General features: G+C 70.5%; 18 protein-coding genes. 8 read left to right on the top strand and 10 right to left on the bottom strand.

What is annotated here, in order from left to right:
- Nucleotides 1-52: 52 nt before the first annotated feature.
- Complete coding sequence (helR, locus tag FHX75_RS01345) at nucleotides 53-2,608, bottom strand: RNA polymerase recycling motor ATPase HelR (RefSeq protein ID WP_425463463.1); 2,556 nt, start codon at nucleotides 2,606-2,608, stop codon at nucleotides 53-55.
- A gap of 124 nt (nucleotides 2,609-2,732) precedes the next feature.
- On the opposite strand from helR, the gene FHX75_RS01340 reads away from it, so the two are divergent.
- Together FHX75_RS01340 and yidD are read left to right on the top strand one after the other, a co-directional pair.
- Nucleotides 2,733-3,350 (top strand): class I SAM-dependent methyltransferase, encoded by a 618-nt coding sequence (locus tag FHX75_RS01340; protein ID WP_154936262.1) that lies wholly within the window; start codon nucleotides 2,733-2,735, stop codon nucleotides 3,348-3,350.
- A complete protein-coding gene (gene yidD, locus FHX75_RS32150; protein WP_154936261.1) occupies nucleotides 3,260-3,508 on the top strand; it encodes a membrane protein insertion efficiency factor YidD in 249 nt (82 codons plus the stop codon). Before FHX75_RS01340 ends, yidD begins: the two co-directional genes overlap by 91 nt.
- Before the next feature lie 18 nt (nucleotides 3,509-3,526).
- Here yidD and FHX75_RS01330 read toward each other — a convergent pair whose 3' ends face one another.
- On the bottom strand, nucleotides 3,527-5,080 hold the full coding sequence (locus FHX75_RS01330) for a glycerol-3-phosphate dehydrogenase/oxidase (protein WP_154936260.1): 1,554 nt from the start codon (nucleotides 5,078-5,080) through the stop codon (nucleotides 3,527-3,529).
- Nucleotides 5,081-5,126: 46 nt separating this feature from the next.
- Here FHX75_RS01330 and FHX75_RS01325 point away from each other — a divergent pair, with 46 nt between their 5' ends.
- Together FHX75_RS01325 and FHX75_RS01320 are read left to right on the top strand one after the other, a co-directional pair.
- Nucleotides 5,127-6,689, top strand: a complete 1,563-nt coding sequence (locus FHX75_RS01325) for an FAD-binding oxidoreductase (protein WP_154936259.1) — start codon at nucleotides 5,127-5,129, stop codon at nucleotides 6,687-6,689.
- Nucleotides 6,690-7,553 carry a diacylglycerol/lipid kinase family protein gene (locus FHX75_RS01320; RefSeq protein ID WP_154936258.1) on the top strand — a complete coding sequence of 288 codons (864 nt, stop codon included), beginning with the start codon at nucleotides 6,690-6,692 and terminating at the stop codon, nucleotides 7,551-7,553.
- 31 nt (nucleotides 7,554-7,584) lie between these two features.
- Here the strand turns inward: FHX75_RS01320 and FHX75_RS01315 are convergent, their stop codons facing one another.
- The 3 genes from FHX75_RS01315 to FHX75_RS01305 form a co-directional block, all read right to left on the bottom strand.
- Complete coding sequence (locus FHX75_RS01315; protein ID WP_154936257.1) at nucleotides 7,585-8,178, bottom strand: TetR/AcrR family transcriptional regulator; 594 nt, start codon at nucleotides 8,176-8,178, stop codon at nucleotides 7,585-7,587.
- A 92-nt stretch (nucleotides 8,179-8,270) separates the two neighbouring features.
- Nucleotides 8,271-9,476 (bottom strand): chitosanase, encoded by a 1,206-nt coding sequence (locus FHX75_RS01310; protein ID WP_170285267.1) that lies wholly within the window; start codon nucleotides 9,474-9,476, stop codon nucleotides 8,271-8,273.
- Nucleotides 9,477-9,672: 196 nt separating this feature from the next.
- Nucleotides 9,673-10,902 (bottom strand): trypsin-like serine peptidase, encoded by a 1,230-nt coding sequence (locus FHX75_RS01305; protein WP_154936256.1) that lies wholly within the window; start codon nucleotides 10,900-10,902, stop codon nucleotides 9,673-9,675.
- 158 nt (nucleotides 10,903-11,060) lie between these two features.
- On the opposite strand from FHX75_RS01305, the gene FHX75_RS01300 reads away from it, so the two are divergent.
- The 3 genes from FHX75_RS01300 to galE all read left to right on the top strand — a co-directional run bounded on the left by FHX75_RS01300 (nucleotide 11,061) and on the right by galE (nucleotide 15,492).
- The gene (locus tag FHX75_RS01300; protein ID WP_211364284.1) at nucleotides 11,061-12,044 is read left to right on the top strand and encodes a 2-dehydropantoate 2-reductase; all 984 of its coding nucleotides are present in this window, start codon (nucleotides 11,061-11,063) and stop codon (nucleotides 12,042-12,044) included.
- A 475-nt stretch (nucleotides 12,045-12,519) separates the two neighbouring features.
- Nucleotides 12,520-14,343, top strand: a complete 1,824-nt coding sequence (locus FHX75_RS01295) for a glycosyltransferase family 2 protein (protein WP_154936254.1) — start codon at nucleotides 12,520-12,522, stop codon at nucleotides 14,341-14,343.
- Nucleotides 14,344-14,379: 36 nt separating this feature from the next.
- The gene (gene galE, locus FHX75_RS01290; RefSeq protein WP_154936253.1) at nucleotides 14,380-15,492 is read left to right on the top strand and encodes a UDP-glucose 4-epimerase GalE; all 1,113 of its coding nucleotides are present in this window, start codon (nucleotides 14,380-14,382) and stop codon (nucleotides 15,490-15,492) included.
- Between the two features lie 37 nt (nucleotides 15,493-15,529).
- Here galE and FHX75_RS01285 read toward each other — a convergent pair whose 3' ends face one another.
- Both FHX75_RS01285 and FHX75_RS01280 read right to left on the bottom strand, forming a co-directional pair.
- A complete protein-coding gene (locus FHX75_RS01285; RefSeq protein WP_154936252.1) occupies nucleotides 15,530-16,117 on the bottom strand; it encodes a DinB family protein in 588 nt (195 codons plus the stop codon).
- 149 nt (nucleotides 16,118-16,266) lie between these two features.
- Nucleotides 16,267-17,892 carry a right-handed parallel beta-helix repeat-containing protein gene (locus FHX75_RS01280; protein WP_154936251.1) on the bottom strand — a complete coding sequence of 542 codons (1,626 nt, stop codon included), beginning with the start codon at nucleotides 17,890-17,892 and terminating at the stop codon, nucleotides 16,267-16,269.
- A gap of 394 nt (nucleotides 17,893-18,286) precedes the next feature.
- On the opposite strand from FHX75_RS01280, the gene FHX75_RS01275 reads away from it, so the two are divergent.
- A complete protein-coding gene (locus FHX75_RS01275) occupies nucleotides 18,287-20,560 on the top strand; it encodes a hypothetical protein (RefSeq protein ID WP_154936250.1) in 2,274 nt (757 codons plus the stop codon).
- A gap of 105 nt (nucleotides 20,561-20,665) precedes the next feature.
- On the opposite strand, the gene FHX75_RS01270 is transcribed toward FHX75_RS01275, so the two are convergent.
- The 3 genes from FHX75_RS01270 to FHX75_RS01260 all read right to left on the bottom strand — a co-directional run bounded on the left by FHX75_RS01270 (nucleotide 20,666) and on the right by FHX75_RS01260 (nucleotide 23,496).
- Nucleotides 20,666-21,787, bottom strand: a complete 1,122-nt coding sequence (locus FHX75_RS01270; RefSeq protein ID WP_246157509.1) for an FUSC family protein — start codon at nucleotides 21,785-21,787, stop codon at nucleotides 20,666-20,668.
- Between the two features lie 282 nt (nucleotides 21,788-22,069).
- Nucleotides 22,070-23,008: a hypothetical protein gene (locus FHX75_RS01265; RefSeq protein WP_154936248.1), complete on the bottom strand. Its 939-nt coding sequence runs from the start codon at nucleotides 23,006-23,008 to the stop codon at nucleotides 22,070-22,072.
- Entirely contained in the window at nucleotides 23,005-23,496 is a 492-nt protein-coding gene (locus FHX75_RS01260; protein WP_154936247.1) for a hypothetical protein, read from the bottom strand. Before FHX75_RS01260 ends, FHX75_RS01265 begins: the two co-directional genes overlap by 4 nt.
- Between the last annotated feature and the right edge of the window lies 1 nt (nucleotide 23,497).

Here is a 23,497-nt window from a genome sequence, read left to right as displayed (position 1 = left end):
AAGCTGGCAGATCCGGGGCGCAGGACGGCCGTCCTGTTCAGCGATCACGTTGTCAGGATCTCGTGAGGATGACGAGTTGTTGAGTGGCTCGGGTCATCGCGACATAGCGGTCGACCGCTCCTTCGATGCCTTCGCCGAATGCCTCCGGATCGATGAGGACGACCAGGTCGAACTCGAGCCCCTTCGACAGTTCCGGGGTCAGCGACCGGACGCGGGACGTCGGCTGGAATGTGGGGTCGCCGATGACGCAGGCGATCCCGTCGGCGTGCGCCGCGAGCCAGGCGTCGAGGATCGAGTGCAGATCAGAGGCAGATCCGTGTACGACGGGGACGCCGCTGCTGCGGATGGAGGTCGGCACGTTGGCGTCCGGCAGTACGGCCCGGATGACCGGCTCGGCTTCCGCCATGACCTCTTCCGGCGTCCGGTAGTTGATGCTCAGGGAGGCCGGGTTGATCCGGTCGAGCCCGATCCGCTCGAGCCGTTCCTGCCACGACTCCGTGAACCCGTGCCGGGCCTGGGCGCGGTCCCCGACGATGGTGAAGCTCCGGGACGGGCAGCGCAGCAGCAACATCTGCCACTCCGCGTCGGTCAGTTCCTGCGCCTCGTCCACGACGATGTGCGCGAACGGGCCGGCGAGCAGGTCCCGGTCGGTGCTGGGCAGGGCGGTCTCGTCGACCAGAGCATCCTGGAGATCCAGTTGGCGCAGGCTCGACAGCACACCTTCACCGTCGTCATAGGCGTGGGCCTCGATCAGCTCGTCGACGACCGTGGCCATCCGCGCGCGTTCGACGGCGATCATGGCCTCATGCCGACGCTTACGCCCTGACGCCTCCGGATCGCCGAGCCGCTGCCGTGCCGCGTCCAGGTACGGCAGGTCGGACACCGTCCAGGCCTGGGCGTTGTCGCGCTGCAGCTTCCGAATGTCGTCCGCGCTGAGCCAGGGAGCGCACCTACGCAGGTAGGCGGGCACCGACCACAGGTCTCCGACGAGGTCGGTCGCTTCGAGCAGCGGCCAGGCGCGGTTGAAGGTCGTGAGCAGTTCCCGGTTCCGCATCAGCGACCTGCGGACCAGGTCATCCGGCTCATCGCCGTCGTACTTCTCCAGCAGGATCGTCAGCAGTTCTTCCCAGATCTCGTCACGCGCCTCGTTGTGCGGGGTGCCGGGATCCGGTGCCTCGAACGCCTCGGCCCAGTCGTCGGCGCTCAGCCGGATGTCGGACTCGTCGGTCGTGACCGTCATCGGTGTGGTGGGCGGCTCCTCGTAGAACCTGACGGCCGCCTCGATCGCCTTCACCAGGTCCGCGGACGACTTCAGGAGGGCCACGTCGGGGTCGGTCTCGATGGTTGCCGCCGCACCCTCGGGCACGAGGTCCCGCAGGGTGCAGGTCTGCACGTCCTCCTCGCCGAGGCTGGGGAGGACGTCGGCGACGTAGGCGAGGTAGGGCTGGTGCGGACCGACGAACAGCACGCCGCCCCGGCGGTGACCGAGGCGAGGGTCGGCGTAGCGGAGGTAGGCGGTGCGGTGCAGGGCGACGACGGTCTTGCCCGTACCCGGACCGCCGTCGACGACGAGCGCGCCGCTCGATCCCGCGCGGATGATGGCGTCCTGGTCGGCCTGGATCGTGCCGAGCACGTCCCGCATCCGGGCCGACCGGCTGCTGCCCAGGCTGGCGATGAAGGCGGACTGGTCGTCGAGCGCGGCATGCCCTTCCAACCCGTCCGCGGTGAACACCTCGTCCCAGTAGTCGCTGATCCGGCCACGGGTCCAGCGATACCTGCGGCGGCTCGCCAGACCCATCGGGTTGGCGTGGGTCGCTCCGAAGAACGGCGCCGCCGCCGGGGAGCGCCAGTCGAGCAGCAGCCGGCGACCCGCGCTGTCCGTGAGGCCACGTCGCCCGACGTACACCGGCTCGGGGTTGTCCGCGCTGACCATGCGGCCGATGCACAGATCCACACCGAAACGACGCAGGGCACGCAGGCGGGCGGTCAGCCGGCGGACCTCCTGGTCCCGGTCCACCGCCTGCCGGCCCTTGCCGCCGGGCGCCTTGCGCGCGGCGTCGAGGCGGTCGGACAGATCGGCGATCGACTGCTCCAGGCTCTCCGCGAGGGCCGCGAAGTGCTGCTCGTCGCGGGCGATCAGCGCCGGATCGGCCTTGGCCGCGAGCCGGTCGGGAAGGTCGAACGCGCTGGCGGTCAGCGAATTCACGTCATCAGCTCCGATCTGGTGTGCTGGCAATGGGAGGCGAGTGCGTGGCGTTGATTGAGCGCGCACGGGCGGGCTGCCGAAGCCCCGGTGGTGACCGGCGTTCAGGAACCCCACCAACTCGGCCGGGAGCGGGCGTTCGCCCGGCAGGGTCCACGGGATGGTCTGCGCGAAGTCGAGGTCCGTCGACTCAGTGCGGCGCCGCCGTTTCCCGCGCCGCGTTCGTCGCCGGTGAGAATGTTTCGGTACTCCCATTTCCGCTGGTTCTGGGCTCGGCCGGCAATTCTGCGGCACGACCGGGGTCTTGCCGCAAGCCCCCCGGTGCGGTATATGTTGAAAGTGGAAGGGAGTGTGTACTCCCTTTTTCTCCTGATCGCCGGCGGAACGGTCGCACGGCAGACTCACCCACGTGGCTGACGGATGGGGCATCGACCCTGGCCAGCTTTCCTACGTCGGTTCACTTGTGCACCCGGATTGCCACCAGTAATCGAGTCGGCAACCGGCGCTGAGACTCGTAGCTTGATCCAGCATGAGCAGGGACGACGAGCGTGATGTGGTCCGATCAGGGTACGACGCACTCTCCTACCACTACCGCGCCGATGATGCCGACGACGGCCAGTACGCGCCCTGGTTGGCCGAGCTGCGTCGACGCCTACCGGCCGCAGCAACGATCCTCGACCTCGGCTGCGGCTGCGGCGTGCCGGTCGCCCGCTTCCTCGCGAATGCCGGGCACCACGTCACCGGAGTCGACATCAGCAACGTGCAGATCGAGCGGGCACGCCGACTGGTGCCGACCGGCACGTTCCTGCGCGCCGACGCCACTCGGCTCGAACTGCCACCGATGTCAATCGATGCCGTGGTCTGCCTCTACGCCCTCATCCACATGCCGCTGGCCGACCAGCCACCGCTCATCGATCGGATCGCCACCTGGCTACGCCCCGGAGGCTGGCTGCTGGCCACCGTCGGCCACGAGGCCTGGACCGGTAGGGACGACAACTGGCTCGGCGGCGCCGCCGCCATGTGGTGGAGCCACGCCGACGCCGCCACCTACCGCGCTTGGCTGCGACACGCGGGGCTCACGATCACCTCCGAGGACTTCGTTCCCGAGGGCAGCAGCGGACACACCCTGCTCTGGGCGCAGCGCTAGGCTGCGGAGCGATCTTGACCCTAAGGAGCGCCCCGAGCTGCAGCGTGTACGCGGCCTCGGCGTTTGCACGGTTCGGCTTCTGGCGTGGCCTGGCGCTGACGATCGGACGGCTGTGGCGCTGCCGGACGAACGTCGCCTGGGGTACTCCAAACGGCTAGCCGCCCAGACCGGCGCGTTCAGGCCGACGCTCCGGTGGGGTTTGCCGTGCCGTCGGCAGCCAGCGCGAGGACATCCCGCGCCACGGGCAGCGCGGCCTCGCGGTGTGCCGGGACGAGTCCGATCCGGGTACGTCGGTCGAGCAGGTCGTCGACGGTGAGGGCGAGCTCGTGGCGGGCGGCCCAGAGCAGTTCGGCGCCGGTGACCGGGATGTCGGGGCCGATCGGCCGGCGGAGTTCGGCCGGCGCCTCGGCCAGCACGGCGACCGCTTCGGTGCCGTACCGCTGAACAAGCCGGCGTGGCGCGGGGACCCGGGCCAGTTGCGCCCTGCTCGCGGCGCCGGGCAGCGGGAGGCGGCGGGTGCGGCAGGCGCCGGCGGCGAGGCCGCGCCGGCGGACGGCGGTGTCGACGGCGTCCTCCGCCATCCGTCGGTAGGTGGTGAGCTTGCCGCCGACCACGCTGATGATCCCGTCCGGGTCGTCGATGACGGCGTGTCGTCGGGAGAGGTCGGCGGTCCGGGCGTCCGCGTCGGCGAGCAGCGGGCGGAGTCCCGCGAAGGCGCCGAGCACGTCGGCGGGTAGCAGGGGCTGGTCGAGGACGCTGTTGAGCACGTCGAGCAGGAATGCGACGTCGGCCTCGGCGGGCTCCGGCACGTCCGGCACCGGTCCGTCCACCGCTTCGTCGGTCAGCCCGGCGTAGACCAGACCGTCGGTCTGGGGCAGGGCGAAGACGTAGCGGGTGAACTGCCCGGGTACCGGGATGGTCAGTCCGGTCCAGAGCCCGCCCAGGCGGGCGGCGGACAGGACGATGTGGGTGCCGCGGGACGGGCGCAGGCGTACGTGCGGCGTCAGGCTGCTCGCCCACACTCCGGCGGCGTTGATCACGACGCGCGCGGTGACGTGCAGACGGGCCCCGGTGAGGGTGTCCTCGATGGTGGCGCCGTCGCGGTGCAGTTCGGTGGCCCGACAGCGGGGCAGGATGCGGGCGGATCGCGCCGCGGCGGCGCGGGCCAGGCCGACGACCAGCCGGGCGTCGTCGCAGAGCTGGCCGTCCCAGGACAGGTGCGCTCCGCGCAGGCCGGCCGGGCGCAGCGCCGGTGCCATCGCGCTCGCCTCGGCCGCGCCGAGCCTGCGGGTGCCCGGCAGGGTCCGGCGGGAGGTTCCGGCACAGGTGCGCAACAGGTCTCCGGCGCGCAGGCCGGCTGCCGCGGCGCGGTCCTGCCAACCGGTGGTGTAGCCGGTCGCGGCAAGCAGCATCGGCAGAGGACGCGTCAGGTGCGGGGCGGTGCGGGTCAGCAGGACGTGGCGCTCGACGGCGCTCTCGTACGCGATCCCGACCTGGCCGTGGGCGAGGTAGCGCAGGCCGCCGTGGACGAGCTTGGAGCTCCACCGGGAGGTGCCGTGGGCGAGGTCGTTGGCGTCGACGGCGACCACGGACAGGCCGCGGCTCGCGGCGTCGAGCGCCACCCCGGCGCCGGTGACGCCGAGCCCGACAACGAGGACGTCAACGACGTTGCCGGCGGCCAGCTCGGCCAGGTCCCGGTCACGGCCTGCGCCGGTCAACGATGTGTTCACACACCCTCCTTGCGCTCAAGTGACATCCGATGTAACTCTGTCACACATGGATGTACGAGGGGAAGCGTCGACCGCCGGCTGGGCTCGCTGGGGAACCGCGAAGGACGTGAAGCTGCCGGACTCCGCGTCGCGCCTGCTGGCGCAGGTGCTCGAGCTGACGCCCCCACCGTCGGTCGTGGCACTGGCGGCGGTTGCGGTGCCGGACTGCGAGCTGGACGGCGCGGTCCTCGACGCGCTGCGGCAGGTGGTCGGCGACGGGCACGTGATCACCACCCAGGAGGCCCGGGTACGCCACGCCTCGGGAATGTCGACGCCGGACCTGTTGCGGGAGCGACACGGTGACGTACGCCGGGCCCCGCAGGCGGTGATCCGCCCGGCCGACCACCGCCAGGTGGTCTCCGTCCTCGACATCTGCTCCCGGCTCGGGGTGGCCGTGGTTCCCTTCGGTGGCGGCACCTCGGTGGTGGGTGGGCTGACCCCCGCCGCGACTCGGTACGTCGCCCTCGACCTGGGACGGCTGAACCAGCTTCTCGCCGTCGACCCGGTGTCCCGGACCGCCACCCTGCAGGCGGGGCTGCGCGCCCCGCAGGCCACCGAGCTGCTCGCCGAACACGGATTCACCCTCGGCCACGTCCCCCAGTCGTACGAGTACGCCACCATCGGCGGATTCGCCGCCACCCGCTCGTCCGGCCAGGCGTCGGCCGGCTACGGCCGCTTCGACGACATGGTGATGGGGTTGACCGTCGCCACGCCCCGCGGCACCGTCCGGGCGGGCCGGGCTCCCGCCTCGGCCGCCGGTCCCGACCTGCGACAGCTCTTCCTGGGCAGCGAGGGGACGCTCGGCGTCATCACCGACGTCACCGTGCGGGTACGTCCGCTGCCGGCGCGGTCACACTACGAGGGCTGGCGGTTCGAATCGTTCGCCGACGGCCTGCACGCGGTACGGCGGCTGGCGCAGGACGGGCCGCGACCCACGCTGCTGCGGCTCTCCGACGAGATCGAGACCATGATCGGGGCCGCCGGCTCCGGACGCTCGGAGGGAGGCTGCCTGCTGGTCGTCGGGTACGAGGGCGAGGAGGTCCTGCCCACCGTCGAGGCCACCGCCGACGTGCTGGCCGCGCACGGCGGGGTGCCGCTGGGTGAGGAGGCCGGGCAACAGTGGGCACGGCACCGCTTCGACGCCCCCTACCTGCGGGACGCGCTGCTGGACGCCGGGGCGTTCGCGGAGACGCTGGAGACCGCGGCGTACTGGTCGGCGCTGCCGGAGGTGCACGGCCGGGTCCGCCAGGCGATCCTCGACGCGCTGCCCGACGGGGCACTGGTGCTGGGCCACGTCTCCCACGTCTACGAGACCGGCGCCTCGCTGTACTTCACGGTGATCTGCTCGCCCGGATCGGACCCGATCGGCCGCTGGCGGACGGCGAAGGCGGCGGCCAGCGAGGCGATCGCCGCCACCGGCGCCACGATCAGCCACCACCACGGAGTCGGCGCGGACCACCGCGCCTGGTACGCCGCCGAGATCGGAGACGTGGCCGTTGACCTGCTCCGGGCGGTCAAGCAGCAGCTGGACCCGGCCGGCATCCTCAACCCCGGCATCCTGGTGCCGTAGGTGCGCGCCTTCACCGTGATCCTCGGGCCGGCCGCGCGCCGAGGACTGTCCCGCGTGATGCCGGTGGCCCACCAGCTCCGCGCCGCCGGCGCGCGGATCCGGGTGGAGTACACGCAGACCGCCGAGCAGGCCCGCCAGCGCGCCGCCGCCGCAGTGCAGGACGACGAGGTGGTCGTCGCCGCCGGCGGTGACGGCACCATCCGGCTGCTCGCCGGCGTGGTCGCCGACCTCGGCGGCCTGCTCGGCGTCATCCCGGCTGGACGCGGCAACGACTTCGCCCGCCAGTTGCGGTTGCCGCACTCCCCCGATGCCGTCGCCGACCTGCTGCTGCACGGCCGGCCCCGGCACCTCGACGTGCTCCGCGTCGCCGGGCAGACGGTCGTCGGCAGCGTCTACACGGGCGTCGACGCGGCCGCCAACGAACTGGCCAACCGGTCACGCCTGCCCGCGTCGCTGGTGTATCCCACCACCGGGCTGCGGGCGCTGCTGCGGTGGCCGCGGACCCGGTACACCATCACCGTGGACGGCCGGACGGAGGAGCTGCACGCCTACACGGTGGTGGTGGCCAACTGCGGGTACTACGGCCGCGGGCTGCACATCGCCCCGATGGCGCAGCCCGACGACGGAGCGCTGGACGTCGTCGTGGTCCGACACGCTCCGAAGCTGCTGTTCCCGGTCGTCCTGCGACAGATGCGCGCCGGCTGGCACCTCGGACGCCGGCAGGTCACGTCCTACCGCGGCAGCTCGGTCACGGTACGCGCCGACCGAGCGGTGGTCGCGTACGGGGACGGCGATCCGGTCGGCCGGGGCGACCAGGTGCACGTCACGCTCCGCCCGCGCGCGCTGCGGATCATCTGCGGCTAGGTACTGCGGACACAGCGACTTCGAGGCAGCCCTAGTCCGGCCGCAGGTAGCCGTCGACCAGCCGGGCCAGCTCCCGGTCGAACTCGGCGACCGGCACGTCATCGGCGACCGTGCGGAGGGACAGCACGAAGGACTGCGTGGTCAGGTACACCATGCGGGCCAGCACCTCGGCATCGTCGGCGCGGACCGAGCCGTCCTCGTGGCCATCGACCAGCGCCGCCACGAGGAACCGCAGCATCTCGTCCTGGCCGTTGCCGCGCCGGTCGAGCAGGTACGGCAGCAGCACCTCCGGATCGACGTCGCGGATCTTGCACAGCAACGGGTGACTTCGTAGCACCCGGGCCACCGCCACCACCCGCGAGACCAGGCGGGACCGGGCCGAGCCCGCACGCCCGTCGTCCGCGGCCTCCATCAGCACCTGATGCCACTCCCGGCTCATCAGGTCCCCGATCAGCGACTGCACGTCCGGCCAGCGCCGGTAGACCGTCATCCGCGAGACCCCGGCGCGTCGGGCCACGTCCGTCAGCGTCGTGCGACGCACCCCGTAGGCGAGGACACAGTCCCGGGCAGCGTCCAGGACCGCGTCGTCGACGCCGCGCTCGCCGGGCTGGCTCACCTCCACCACGCGGAATGTCTACCACGCCCCCTGTTCCGGCCGCCCCGGGCGTGGACGACATGCGGTCATGGCGACCGCGGGAGGCGACCGGGGGGCGGGCGTCAGCCGATGCGGTACTGGTCGCCGTAGACGGCGAAGACTAGTGGCGTGTTCAAGTTGAAGTTGCCGTTGTGGAGAAAGACCCGCTGGGCGGTGTCCACGCGGGAGGTGTCCGAGTGGGCGGGCTCCTTCCTCATCTCGGCGACCCGCTCATCAAGAAAGGCGTTCAGCCAGGTCCGCTCGTCGCCGCCCTGCGCCGGCGGCTTCGCTCGGGTGAGGGCACGGCTGCGGATCCCCCGCATGCCCTCATAGCCGTGCATCACCGCCGCGTCGTAGTAGGCGAACTGCCCGAGCGCCCGTACCCCGTCGGCCTTGCCGTCGCGTACCGACGGGTTGAAGTACACCCGGTCCCGCTCGGCCTCCTGCGCGGCCCGGAACACCGGGTCCGCGGCGGCGGTCCGCCAGTCGCGGGGGAAGTACGGGTCGAGGCCGGCGTGCGAGTCTGTGCCGTTGACGGCGCGCAGGGCCGGCAGGTACCCGGCCAACACGTTGCCGGGCTTGGTCCTCGTGTAAGCCTCCACCAGTGCGAGCATGTCGCCCGTGCCGGAGCAGAAACCGATGATGCCGGCGGTGTAGCCCCGCCCGTCGCCGATGTCCTCGATGTAGGAGAACTGCGCGCGCCAGTCGAGCGAGGAGTTCTCCGCCGCCGAGACGAGCTGCATGGCGACGTCCTTCTTCGCCGGGTCGTCGAGGGGGGCGCCGGCCGGGGCCGACGGGCTGGGCGTGGCACCGCCGCCGGGCAGGACCCACCGCTGGTTGGCGTTGCCGGAGCAACTCCAGATCTGCAACCGGGTGCCGTTGGCCGTGCTCCAGTCCGTGGTGTCGAGGCACTTGCCCGAGCCGGTGTTGACCAGCGCGCCGTTGCTGGCGGCCCACTTCTGGGCGCCGGTGCCGTTGCAGTCGTACAGCTGGACCTTGGCGCCGTCGGCGGTCGACGCGGCCGTGACGTCCAGGCACTTGCCGAGCGCGCGGACCGAGCCGTCGGCATTGCCGACCGTCCATGCCTGGGCAGCGGTGCCGTTGCAGTCCCAGAGCTGGACCGGCGTGCCGTTGGCCGGGTTGGCGCCGGCCACGTCGACGCACTTCCCCCCGAGGCCGGTGATCGGCCCGGCCGACGCGGCGCTGGCCGACGACAGGCCGTAGCCAACCGTCGCGGTGGATACCAGCAGAGCCGCTGAAAGGTGGGCGACTGTCCGCTTGCGAAGCATGGGCTCTCCTCGGATGGGGGGTGCGGTGCTACCGCCCTCCGGTTGGTGGCCTGCGCCGCGCCGGACGGTCCCGGTTACCGCCGTGACGCATTAGATAACCTTATTAACAGATATCAGTACGTCTATGCGCTGTCAATCCACCGAGGGCCGCTGGGGCGCGGATCGCGCCCCAACGGCCCGTCGTTGTCAGCAGTCGTCAGCCGTTGTCGATCAGGCTGGCGATCTCGTTGTAGATCAGGTGGGCCTTCGCCCCCTGGTTCGACGGGCAGCCGCCGAGGTGGTGCAGGGCGATCACCCGGTGGCTGGCGTTCAGCACCGGTGAGCCCGAGTTGCCGCCAGAGGTGTCACAGCTGTAGCTGATGTTCCAGGTGTTGTAGTTCGCGTTCCGCACGGTGCACGTCGTGCCACCTTGGGTGTTCTCGTAGATCGACAGTCGCTTCGGGCTGCCGTCGCCGTGCCCCGGGATGTACATCCGCGTGCCGGTGCTGGTGGCGGTCGTCGCCAGGTACAGCGTGCCGAAGCTTTGGATGGCGGTGAAGTTGTTCACCGAGTACAGGGTGTAGTCCAGTTCGCCGGAGCCGCCGGAGCTCACCTTGTAGAGGGTGGCGCCGCTCACCTTGGTGCCGGGCCCAGGGTTCGCGCCGCCACAGGTGGCGCACTGGTAGTTGAACTGCATCTCGCTGCCGCTGACCGCGGACTGCGTCGAGAAGCAGTGCTTGTTGGTCAGCATGCGGTTGGTGTTGCCGACCCGCCAGGTGGTGCACAGCCCACCGCCGCTGATCAGCAGCCGCGCCACCGCGTTGCCGCGGGCGTACTCGGTGGGGTGGCTGTTCTGGTAGCAGACCACATCACGGCGAGCGTCGGTGCTGCAGACGGACATCGTGGAGAAGTTGTGCTGCGTGATCTCCGTGCGGTCGTAGCCGCGCCAGAAGCGGTCGATGGTGGCGGCGCTGCCACGGGAGCGGCGGCTGCTGTGCAGCGTCACCACGGCGGTGTCACCCTCCACCGACATCGCCCAGAAGCCCGGCTGCCCGTCGATGGTGTAGTCCGAGCCGGTCGCCCGGTTCAGGTAGCGGTCGTATCGGTAGCTCTCCTCACCGTCGGGGCTCGACACGGTGACGTGGTCGCCGTCGGCCAGTCGCAGTGAGCTGAAGTGCACCTTGACGTACGCCGCACCGGGGTGCCGAATGATCTGCGTCCGGCCGCCCCGGGCGTAGGACAGGGAGCCGTCGACGGTGCGGAGTTCACCGACCGTGGTGACGCCCTCGGCCGAGAACTGATCCGATTCGGGTGCCCGCTCGGAGTGTGGTGCGAGAGGTCGCACCGAGTACGCCTCGGCGGCGGGTACCGACAGCAGGCTCAGCCCAAGTGTGCAGGCGCCGAGCGCGACCGCCACCGTTCGCAGGCGGCGCAGGGCATGTTTCATCGTCGCTCCTCCCCGGAACCAGCATCCGGACGTGCCTTTGCACCTTCATACACGAACTCAATTGAGACATGCAAGTACGTCGATACTTATGCCCCGGGCGCTTTCGCGGCGCCTGCGGCCACGGCGGCCTGGCTCCACTCAGGTGTAGCTTCGACTCCGTGCGAAATGTCTGCGTGGTCGGGGCGGGCGCGGTCGGTGGGGTGATCGGCGCGCGCCTGGCCCTGGCCGGTCTCCCCGTGTCGGCCCTGGCCAGGAACGACACGCTGGCCTCGCTGCGTACGCACGGCTGGTTGTTGAGCTCGCGCGACGGCGGGCCGCAGGCCGCCCCGGTGGCCGGGGCCACCGACGACGCCGCGGCACTGGGCCCGCAGGACGTCGTGATCCTCGCGGTGAAGGCGCACCACCTGCCCGCGCTCGCGCCCGCGCTGGTGCCGCTGCTCACCCCGGAGACCGTGCTGGTCCCGGCGCTGAACGGGGTCCCGTGGTGGTTCTTCCACGACTTCGGCGGCCCACTGGCCGGCACCGGCCTGGACGCGGTCGATCCCGGCGGCGTCGTGTCGAAGGCGCTGCCACCTGAGCAGGTGATCGGCTGCGTGGTCTACCTCGCCGCCCGCACCCTCCGGCCCGGGCACGCCGTGCACACCGCGGGTGACGAGCTGATCATCGGCGAGCCGTCGGGCGTGGCGTCCCCGCGGGCGGCGGCGGTGGCCACCCTGCTGCGCCGCGGCGGGTTCACGGTGACGGTTTCGGAGTCGATCCAGCGGGACGTCTGGTACAAGCTCTGGGGCAACATGACCATGAACCCGATCTCCGCGCTGACCGGCGCCACCGCCGACCGCATCCTCGACGACGCATTGGTCAACACGTTCGTACAGCGGGTCATGACGGAGGCGGCCGAGATCGGTGTGCGGATCGGCTGCCCGATCTCGCAGAGCATCGCGGAGCGCACGGAGGCCACCAGACGGCTCGGCGCCTTCAAGACCTCCATGCTCCAGGACGCCGAGGCTGGTCGCAGCATCGAGCTGGACGCCCTGGTCACCGCCGTCCGTGAGATCGGCGCACTGACGGGCGCGCCCACCCCGCACCTGGACGCGTTACTGGGTCTCGCCCGCCTCGCGGCCCGCGAACGCGGCCTCTACTGACCGAGGCCCGCGGCAAGGCGCTCGCGTTCGCGGTTCAGCAGGTGCCGGCGCTCACCCTCGGGTCCGTCATGCCCTGCGCCGTATAGACGGGCCGCCAGTGTCGGCGGGCGTGCTCCTCGTCGCGTGCGGCATGGGACCTCCTGGCGATGCCCCTTATATGGCAATCCTCAGGTTTCGCCGCATTGCGCCGCATTGCTGCCACTAGCATCGCTTTAGTCGGTTTCGCGCTGACCGACGATCCCCCTGCCGGACAGAACCGGGACCACTGAGCGCCATTGCATCGGCAATCATCGATATTGATACGGGGACCGCAAGTGCACGTGCAGACTTCGGGGAATCGGCGAGCCGGCGGGCGTCGCCGGGCGGACGCATCCGGTACGGAACACTCCGGTCGGCGCTACCGTCTCGGCGAGGACGTCCGGCGATCGGGTAGACCGCCGGAGATCTGGGCCGGGCAGCGGGCACGGACCGCGGCATGAGCGCTCCGGCTCGGCCAGCACCCGAGACACTCGAAACCGAGATCCGGAATCTCTCGGGCGGCAACGTGCTCCGCGCCGGGCCCGGTGGACCGACCTTCGCGCCCTTCCGGTACCTGCGCGCCACCCGGGCAGCCACCTTCGTATCGGCCCTGCGTTGGCACGACCGGTTGGCCGTCGCCGGGCTGACCGCCGGCTGGGCGACCTCCTTCGTGGCCTTCTGGTTGTGGTGGTGGCAACCCGCGCACCGCGTCGGCTGGGCGGGACTGGCCCTGAACAGTCTGCTGCTGCTGTACCTGACCGCGCTGCCCGCCTACTACCTCCTCGCCGTCTCGCGATTGCGCCAGGTCAATCCCGCGCTCGGGGTGCCGCGGCTGCGGGTGGCCTTCGTGGTGACCCGCGCACCGTCCGAACCCTGGTCGCTCGCCCACCGCACCCTCACCGCGATGCTGGCCCAGCAGTTTCCCTACCCGTACGACGTCTGGCTCTGCGACGAGGACCCGTCCGAGCAGGCCCTGCGATGGTGCGCCGCGAACGGGGTCGGGGTGTCCAGTCGACGTGGCGTCGCCGCCTACCACCGGGCCACCTGGCCCCGCCGTACCCGCTGCAAGGAAGGCAACCTCGCCTACTTCTACGACCACTGGGGTTACCGGGACTACGACGTGGTCGCCCAGCTCGACTGCGACCACGTGCCCCAACCGACCTATCTCGCCGCGATCACGCGACCGTTCGCCGATCCCGCCATCGGCTACGTCGCCGCACCGAGCGTCTGTGACGCCAACAGCGCGAACTCGTGGTCGGCGCGGGGACGGCTGCACCGCGAGGCGACCTATCACGGCCCGGTTCAGCTGGGCCACAACCGCGGCCTGGCTCCCCTGTGCATCGGCTCGCACTACGCCGTACGGACGCAGGCGCTGCGCGACATCGGCGGTCTCGGCCCCGAGCTGGCCGAGGACTTCTCCACGACGTTCCTGCTCACCTCCGCCGGCTGGCAGGGTGCCTTCGCCATCGACGCCGAGGCGCACGGCGACGGCCCGCTCACCGTCGCCGACATGCTGATCCAGGAGTTCCAGTGGTCGCGCAGCCTCACCATGCTGCGCTACGACCTCGCGCCGGATCACCTGCGGCGGATGGGCGCCGCGATGCGGCTGCGCTTCGCGTTCCAGCTGTCCTACTACCCGCTACTGGCGATCGCGACCGTCATCGGTCTCGCCCTGCCCCCGTTCGCCGCGGTCACCGGGCTGCCGTGGGTCAACGTCGACTATCTGGAATTCCTGGCCCGCCTGGCTGCGGTGTCGCTGTGGCTGCCCCTACTGACCCTGCTGCTCCGCCGGCGCGGGCTGTTACGCCCCCGATCCGTGCCCGTCCTGAGCTGGGAAGGTGTCCTGTTCGCCCTGACCCGCTGGCCGTACGTCGTGTGGGGCGTCCTGGCCGCCACGCGGCTGAACGCGCGGCCGAGGCAGGTCTCGTTCAAGGTCACCCCCAAGGCGCGCACCGGGCTGGAGCCACTCCCCACCCGGCTCGTCCTGCCCTATGCGGCGATCACCGTGGTGCTGTCCGCGGCCGCCCTGCTCGGCGAGCGGTCGGCACACACTCCGGGGTACGTCTTCCTCTGCATTCTCGGCGCCCTCTGCTACGCGGCGGCCGGCCTCGCCGTACCCGTTCTGCACGTGGTGGAGGCGGCCCGGGCCGCCGGGCTGCGCGTGCGGTCAGCCGTCCCGACCGCCGCCGGCCCCCTGCTCGTCGGCGTGCTGGCGCTCCTCCCGCTCGCGGCGGCCATCGCCGGCTACTCCTACGCCGACGTGCCGCTCCATATCCGATAACGCCCCGCTGCGCGGACGCACAGGAAGGAAATTCCCATGTCTGGTCTGAAGACTGTCCTGGTGACCGGCGGCGCCGGCTTCATCGGGAGCCACACCTGCGTCGAGTTGCTCGAGCATGGCTACGAGGTGTGCGTCGTCGACAACTACTCCAACAGCTCACCGGCGGCGCCGAGCCGGGTCGAGAAGGTCGCGGGCCGCCCCCTGCTCGGCGTCTACGAGGCCGACGTACGTGATCGTCGGGCGCTCTCGGCGATCTTTGCGGAGAATCCCATCGATGCGGTCATCCACTTCGCCGGGAGGAAGGCGGTCGGCGAGTCGGTGTGGATCCCCGTCGACTACTACGACACGAACGTCGGTGGCACGACGAGCCTGCTGCGAACCATGCGGGAAAACGGCGTGCACCGCCTGGTCTTCTCCTCATCGTGTTCCATCTACGGGGAGGCGGCCCGGATCCCGATCGACGAGCAGGCCCCGGCACGGCCGACGAACCCGTACGCCAGATCGAAATGGATGTGCGAACAGATCATCGGCGACGCCTGCCGGCAGCACCCGGAGCTGGCGGCCTATGCGCTGCGATACTTCAACCCGGTCGGCGCACATCCCGGCGGATTGCTGGGCGAGGACCCCCGCGGCATCCCGCAGAACGTGATGCCCTATCTGATGCAGGTCGCCATCGGCCGGCTCGAACGGCTGAGCATCTTCGGCCGCGACTACGCCACCGCGGACGGTACGGCGGTGCGCGACTACATCCACGTCATGGACGTCGCCCAGGCGCACCGCATCGCACTGGAGCGTCTCGACGAGGTGACGGGACTGGAAACCCTCAATCTCGGCACCGGCGTGGGGACCTCAGTCCTGGAGCTCGTCCGGGCGGTCAGCGCGACCTGTGGAAAGTCCCTGCCGTACGAGATCGTCGAACGGCGGCAGGGTGACGTGGCCAGACTGGTTGCCGACCCTGGCGCGGCGGCCCGGAAGTGGGGCTGGCGCACGACCCGGAACCTCGCCGCGATGTGCCGGGACGCGTGGCGCTTCCAGCTGCTGAATCCCGCCGGATTCGACGACGACCTGACGAGGGCGGTCGCCATCCCGACGGCGCGATCGCTCGATGCGGACGCGATGCCCAGATCACCTGCACCCGACCATCGTTGACGCTCGACGGCGACGATCACCGCTCACGACCCGCGCCTCAGGCAATGGTAGGACCGGCTGCCTTGGCGGCCCGCTCGATCTGCGCGCGCCTGGCTTCCCAGAAGGCCGCGTCGGGCTTCAGGTTGGCGTATCGGGCTGCTGTCCCGGTCAACCCGTCGAGCTGTTCGCGCAGGATGTCGGCGTGTCCGGCGTGCCGGTTCGTCTCGGTGAGCACATGGACCAGGATGGCGAAGAGCGTGACCTGTGGGCGCGGCCACCAGGGCACGTAGCCGGGCGAATCGATGTCCAGGGCGATGATCGTCGCGTCTGAGTGCTCCCACACGCGACGGTAGCGGTCGATGATCTCCTCACGCGTCTCGTGCTCGGTCGCCCACATGTCGCTGCCGCGCGCCTCGGCGTCGTCCCAGCGACCCAGGGGTTCGGGGAACGGCCGCCCGAAGACCTCGCCGAAGTACCTGGCCTCCCAGACCGACAGGTGCTTGACCAGGCCGAGAAGATTGGTGCCGGTCGCGGTCAGGGGGCGGCGGATGTCGTACTCGCCGAGCCCGTCGAGCTTCCAGAGGATCGCCTCGCGAACCTCACGCAGGTCGCTGTGCAGATGCGTCTTCGCGAAGTCGTCGATCATGGGGCAGGAGCCTGCCACGTGCTCCCGGCGGCCTCAACCCGCGACCATCACAAGGGGCCAAGCCTGACCGACGTCGTGTCCCGACCGCCACCATGGGCCGACCGCAGGCGCCGTCGACAACGGTGTCCCACGCAGTGGCGAGACGTCGCTCAGGCGGCGGGCTGGATGGCCCCGACGGTGCCGGCCCCGACGAGCGGCCGGCCGAGGAAGTCCACCGGTCCCGGATCGACGTCGAAGAGCGACCGGAGGTTGAGGGCGCGGCCGGCCAGCGGCGAATCGCGGCGCGGCGTGAGCGCTTTCGCCCGTTGGGCCGGCGAGCCGGAGCGATCGGCCCTCCCGAAACGCGGGTCTGCGCTCGATCCGCCGACCCTTGCCCCGAGGCGTTCCTGCCCAGTCGCCGCGCGCCAATCTTCCAGGTTGGCATAGGACGCGCCGGCCCACGAAACGGCCCAGCTTCCCGATTCGGCGAAGAAGTTGTTGCCCTGCAACAGGACGTCGGCCGTCGAGAACTCGTCGGCGAGCACGAGGTTGGTCCCACCCGAGACGATCAGGTTGTTGCGCAGGACGACGTTGGACAAGCCACCAAAGAACTTCTGCAAGCGGATGGCCGCGGGGGCCCAGCTCTTCGCCTCCATCACCACGGTGTTGTGGTAGACCTCGGCGTTGTTGACCGACCCGGCCAGGTGGATACCCGCGTACTCCGGCAGCTTGCGGGCGTCGTTGATGCTGATGTTGAAACGGACGACGTTGTCGGTGTGCGCGGTGTTGGACTGGCCGCTGTAGAGCAGGTACCCGGCGCCGTCGTTGTCGTAGGACAGGTTGTACTGCAGGACCGACAGGGACACGTTCTGGTCCATGTCGAAGCCACCGCCGTCCTTCTGGCCGGCCGTGTGGTTGCGGAATGAGACGTTGCGCTCCATGACCACGGCGGTCGAATCCCAGGTCCAGATGCCGACCGGCCCTTCGGGCGCCGCGGCCGACGACCCGTTGTCGTGCGCACTGGACCGCTCGATGCGCCCGCCTCGCACACTTCCGAGCGCGATTCCGCTGCCCGTGTTACTGAAATGATTGGTCGGGTCGCCCGGGTTGTGGTGCGCCTCGACCTCCGACACGACAACGTCTTCGTGCGCGTAGCGCGGCGCCGCGGCATTGAAGCGAGGCCCGAAGCTGGTCAGTCCATTCTCCGTGTTGCCGTGCAGATTGGCAGCACGGATCCGTACGCCACGGAAGCCGGTGGAATTCGGGCCGGCGGCGATCTGGATTCCGTTCTTGAATCCGCTCACCTCGACCCCGGTGATGTGCACGTGGTCGAGTGTCCGGCCGTCGGTCACGTCGGAGTAGAACTCGATCCCGCCGGTGGTCCTGTTGTCCGCCCCGCCGCCGACGACCACCAGGTCCCGGATCTCGATGCCGGCCGTGTTGTGCACCCTGATGCCCGCGCCGCCGACGGCGTCGATCGTGGCACGGCCGGCGCCGTACGTGCCGACGACGACCGGGTTTGCCGCGTCACCCGCCTCGCCAGGCCCGAAGGTCAGGCTCCCACGAAAGTGCGCACCCCCTTCGAGCAGGAGTTTGTTTCCCGGCTTGAAGGCGAAGGCGGCCGCCTTGTCCAGCGATCGCCATGCTCTGGCGGGCGAAGAGCCGTCGAGGGCGTCGTCCCCGGTCGGGCTGACATGGAACGTGTGGATCACGGGCGGAGCGGCTTCCCGATGCGACCGGAGCTCGAGTACATGCGCAACCAGGGGGAGGAACACCGCCAGTGCCAGCACCAGCACCGCGCCGATTCGCCGACGTGAACGTCGGGTGGCTGGTGGGCCTGACAGGGCCGCCTGCAGATCAACCTCACTCTGTTGCCTATCTGTGCCGGCTAGCAAGAACTCCTACCGCCCTTCCCGTACATACCTCCCGAAAAACACCCTATATCGGGATTTTAGGCTGCTCTGGTACCTGTAGTCGTCATCCGCCCGGACTCCGCCGGATTCACGTACGGGTTCCGGACACACGTCCACTCCTTGTGCGAGCACGGCCCACGCGCGTACCCCCGGAGATGCCGGCCTTGTCCCGGGGTTAGAGCCCGCCGGGTGGGGTAGATCCGCCTTCCACTCGGCCGGCGGGACCATCCTCAGCCCGCCACCTGCGGTGGGGCTGCCGAGATGTCTCGGAGGGTCGATGGCAGATGAACCAGCGGGAGTGAGCGGGCCGGCGACGCCGAACGACGTGGTGGAGTTGCGGGTCCACGGGATCGCCGCCGCAGGTGCCGCCCAGGTGTTGGACCGACCGAACGTGCGGCAGGTCGCGGGGGATCGCAGCGCGGGCTTCTACCGGCCACGACCCGGCTGCTCGGAGGTCAGCGGCCCGAGCGGGGCGACCCTCGAGGCGTACCGGTGGAGTGACCTGCCCTACGACACCGCGGTTCGGACCCTCTCGCTGCTGTTCCTGCTGCCGTTCCTGCTGCTCAACGTGGCGATCTGGATGCGCCCGGGAAACCCGGCTTCCGACGCGGTGGTCAGATCTCTGTGTCGGGTGCTGGGCCTCACCCTGACCGCGCTCTACGTGCTTGCCGCCGTCGGCGTCGCGCTGGACCTCGTCGCCTGGCAGTGCATGTCCTCCTCGACCTGTCTGTCTGGTCGTAGCTGGCTGTCCTGGCTGGGTGAACGTCCCACCGGGTTGCGGCTGGCGGTGCTCGCGCTGGTCCCGGCCGCCGCCATCGGCCTGATCTGGTGGGCCAGCACGCGCCCGGGGCGGTCGTTCACGGCGTTCCGCCCGCCGGAAAGCCTGGTGTCCAGGCACCCGCTCAGCACGGTGGGCCAGTGGGACGCCGAGCCACTGGTGGGACGGCTTCGCTCGATCCACGTCGCTGCCGCGTTCGCGACGCTGGGCGGCAGCCTGCTCGCCGCTCGGGCCGCGCAGGGCGCCTCAGCCATCACCGCCGTGTTGGCGGTGGCAACGGGAGCCGTCCTGGCCACCTGTGTGGCCCTGCTCTGCACTCCCCCGCTGATCGACCGGGCCCCCGCGAACCGGCGGCTCGACGGCGCCGCCCGCCTGCTGCGGACGATCGCCGTCGGTCTCACCATCGCAGTCTGCGCTCACGTCCTGGCCAGCCCCGCGCGGTGGCAGGAGGGGGGTGGCCTGCCCGGCTACGGCTCGACCCTCACCTGGCTGTTCGTCGCTCATGCCGGGCTGCTGGCCGCCCTGGCCGCCGCGCTGCTGTGGCGCCGGGACCGACAGCCGAATCACCCGCCGCTACTCGGGCTGGGCGCGCTGGCGACCGGGACCGCGGCCGCGGGTATCGCGGTGGCGTTCTCCGCCGAACTCGTCCACCGGGTGGCCGACTACCTGGACCGCACCGCATCAACCCCACCAGACCTGGTCCCCCGCCCACCAGCGGCGTACACCTGGGCGATCTACGGCTTTTTCCGGGCGGCGCTGATCACGCTGGTCCTCACCGGCCTGGTGATCCTGATCTCCCGACGCGGCCGCTCCCGCGCGGCGGCCGCGATCGTCGCACGCGACTTCCCGGACCCGCCGGCGGAGGCGGCGCCCCGGCTGCGGCAGGTGCAGCAGGCGATCGTCCGGGCCCGGTTCACCGAATGGCTGATACCGCTGGCCGTGGTCTACGCCGGCCTCGCCGGACTCAGCGCGGCAACCACCGCACTGGACCTACTCGGGCTGTATCCGGGCGACGCAATCGAGCGGTATGCAGGAGTGCCGGCCGGCTTGGTCAACTTCGGCATCGGGATGGGCAGTTACCTGATCGCGGCGACCATGCTCAGTCTGGTCATCGGCGGAATCTTCGCCTACCGGACCGCCGGGTTCCGCCGCCACGTCGGAGTTCTCTGGGACCTGACCACCTTCTGGCCGCGCGCCGCCCACCCCTTCGCGCCGCCCTGCTACGCCGAACGGGCCGTGCCGGAGCTGGTACGACGCATCACCTACCTGGTCGAGAGCGGCAACGCCGTCCTGCTCGCCGGGCACAGCCACGGCTCCGTACTGGTCACCGCCACCGTCCTTCAACTGCCGCCCCACGTCAGCCGCCGGGTCGCCCTACTCACCTCTGCCTCACCACTGCGCCGGCTGTACGCCCGGCTCTACCCCGCCTACATCGACGACGACATGCTGCACGAGGTGGGTGGTCGAGTCGGCTGGCGATGGTTGAACCTGTGGCGCGACACCGACGCCATCGGCGGATGGATCTTTTCCGCCCACCGGCCGGACGAGCCGCTCACCGTCACCGGCCCGGCTGCAGCGGTGGACCGCCGATTCCGAGACCCCAGCGACGTGGTCGTCCCACGCAGCGACAGCGTCCCACCACCGATCAAGGGACACGGGCCCCGCGAGACCGACGAGCCGTACATCGAGGCGGCGCGCGATCTGGTCGAGCGCCTCCGCAAGCCGATGGATCCAGAACCTCATCCGGCCGACCACCCACCGGCCGGACAATGAATTCAACGCCCCGCCTCCCGATCAGGCCCGGTCCCTGACACCCAGGCGCTGAGGTCTGCTTCCACGCCGGGGCGGGCTGCTCCAGGCCGGTGGCGGCCTGCCGGATCAAAGCCGCCCGGCCGACGCACCCGGCGTCAGGCGCGGATGATCGGCGCCCTTGCCGGTAGGCCCGCTTCGCCGAGCTTGTTGCGACGGATCCGGCAGCCTGCCGAAGGCGCACCGGACCTGCCTGTTGGCTTCCGCCTGAGAGAGGCCGGACGCGACGAGCAGGTCGCTGGCCGTGGTGCGTATCTGGGCGAGGACGACGGTCCCGGAGAAACCAATGTCATCCCCGTAAGCTGCGCCGGCGTGTTGGACGGCTTGCAGGGCTTTCGCCCGCGCATCGTGCGGCTCACGTCGAGCCGCAAACTCGTCCCGAAGTGTCCGCACCGTCCCGGCAAGAGCGAGAACCGCGTTGATCATCGCTGGCGGGACTGGCTCCTTGTCCTCAATGGCAGTGACAGCTCGACGGATCATTGTCCCGCTGTTGCTCATCGCCCGCTCCAACGGCTCGGCGGTGCGGGCGTAGTGACTGAGCACGCCGTGTCGGTGCCGCCATGACAACGGAGACAGCCGGGTCACCTCCCGCGCGCCCGCCACCGCCTCCCGCAATACCCGAAGTTCCTCCTGGTTACCACGCAGTCGGTCCCGGGCACGGATCGCCCGCTCGATATCGCGCTCGCACAACGCCGCTGCCGTCTCCGTCAGTTGTTCGACCAGCGTTCGCAGCGCCGGTCCGGCAGCACGCCTGACGACTCTCAACGGGTTGACCGGCAAGAGGATCGCCGTGGCCAGTGCGACACCACCGCCGAGCAGCGCGTCAACGAACCGGGAAAACTCCACGTTCGGGGCCTGCGGGCTCAAGGTGGTGATCAGCACTGCGGTGCTCGCCGTCTGGATCACCACCGCCGCCCGACTGCTGAGTGCAAAGGCTGCGAGGATCGACATGACGACAACCAGGCCGAGCTGCCAGGGCCCGATGCCGATGAAAGACAGCAGCGCATCACCCACAAGCACCCCCAGCGCCACACCCACGACCAGCTCGACGATCCGCGGTACCCGCTGCCCTACAGACACGGCCAAAGTGCCGACCGCAGCAAGCGGAGCAAACACGGGACTGGGATTGCCGGTCAGTTCGTGCGACAGCAGCCAGGCGGTTACCGCAGCGATGCCCGCCTGTAGGGCCACGATGCCTCCGCCGTACACCCGGACCGCCCGCTCTCGCACCTTGAGTCGTTGGACGAGCCGGTCCTCGGCGGCACCCCGTCCACCCGCCCGCACGAGCCGTTCCCAGCGCGAGCCGGGACTCCGCTTCAGGTCTCGGCGCCGTGGCACCTGTTGACGCATGCTGCGCTTTACCCGTGAGTGCGCGCCACACACGGCCAATGACGATCTGCGAGCGGAATACCGCGACCGTACGAACAACGGCTGATCGACCGATCGAGGGAGAGCCGCCCGATGACGACCGGACTACGGGTCGTCGGTTTTCGCAGGCGCGCTGAGGCGGTCCCGGATCAGCGCGATCACGGTGTCGGCGGTGCGGTCGAGGTAACTGCGGCCATCGGGTAGCCGGGCCTCCGGGCTGATGTAGCTGAGCGGACCGACGTGGGTGGCCGGGTCGAGCCAGTGCACCGTGATCTTCCCTTCCCGGTCAGCCCGGTTCCAACCGCTCCACCGGAACAGCCGCCACCGCTGCGGGAACATCCAGGTGCTGACTCGCTCGATCCGGTCGCCGGCACTGGTGAGCCGGTCGAGGTGCTGGGCGTGACTGATGTCGTTGGCCCCGTTGTGGAACCCGCCCAGAGTGATCAGCCAGAGCGGGGAGCGCAGCTGGGACCACAATTCGTCCACCGCGCCGGTGGCGACCTGGGCGCCGCCGCTGTAACTGAGCATCACCACGGGGATCCCGCTGTCACGCCGGTAACCGGCGAGCCGGAGCTGAGCGGCGATCTGCGAGCCGACGGCACGGTTGTACAGGGGACGGTACCGGCGGTCGGCGGCGACGAAGATCTGCATCACGTTGTGCAGGAACAGCAGCAGCCCGATGTGGCGACGCAGCCATACCCACACCGGCCGGTCGGCCAGCGGAAGGGCCAGCGGGGAGTAGGGCTGCACCTGGCCCAGCACCCTGAGCTCCGGTGCCCCGTCGATCAGGGACTTGACCAGTCGGCCGCCGTCGCGGGTGTCGTGGAAGCGGCGTTTCCCGATACCGTCCAGATAGACCAGGTATGCGTCCGGGGGGCGGTCCGGCTCCGCGCCCCGGGCGGGGGGCATGCCCTTGGGGCGTGCGATGGTGGGATCCCGCCAGCCTGCGGCATAGACCAGCACCTCGTAGCGGGCGAGCAGAGCTTCGGCGATAAGGACCGGTCCGATCGCGCCCAGCAGCAGCAGGAGCGCAAACTCGATCATGTGAGCGGCTCCGGTGCTCTTGGCCTGTTGAGCCGCACGACCAGGCGGCGGACGCCCTCGACCGCGACGCCAAGCCCGAATCCCGCGAGGGCTACGCAACCGGCGGCGTCCCACCAGCCGAGCCCGGCCGCTGTGGCGAGCGCAGTGGCGAGGCCGCTCCCCACTCCCACCATGAGGACCACGTGCAGCAGCGGCCCGAGCAGCGGGAACGCGAGGACTGCGGCAAGCAGCAGCGGGGCGGCCAGGGCTGGCGTCCAGACCAGCGCGGCCTCCTCGGACGGTGCGGTGGACAGCAGCAGCTCGGCGACGGTCCACGCGGACAGTGGCCAGAGCGCGAATACCGCGCCGTCGACCACGGCGCCGGCCAGCATCAACCCGATCACCCTGATGCGCGACACGCCAGACAGGCGTGCCACCACGGGCAGGAGCCGCCCGGCGGCCTCGGACAGCCCGGCGAACAGCAGCAGGATGGCGACGAGGGGGGACATC

Source organism: Micromonospora palomenae (genome assembly GCF_007829925.1).
GTDB classification, from domain to species: Bacteria; Actinomycetota; Actinomycetes; order Mycobacteriales; family Micromonosporaceae; genus Micromonospora; species Micromonospora purpureochromogenes.
Note: the sequence above shows the minus strand (reverse complement) of the source record. Positions and strands in the feature narration are given on the sequence as shown.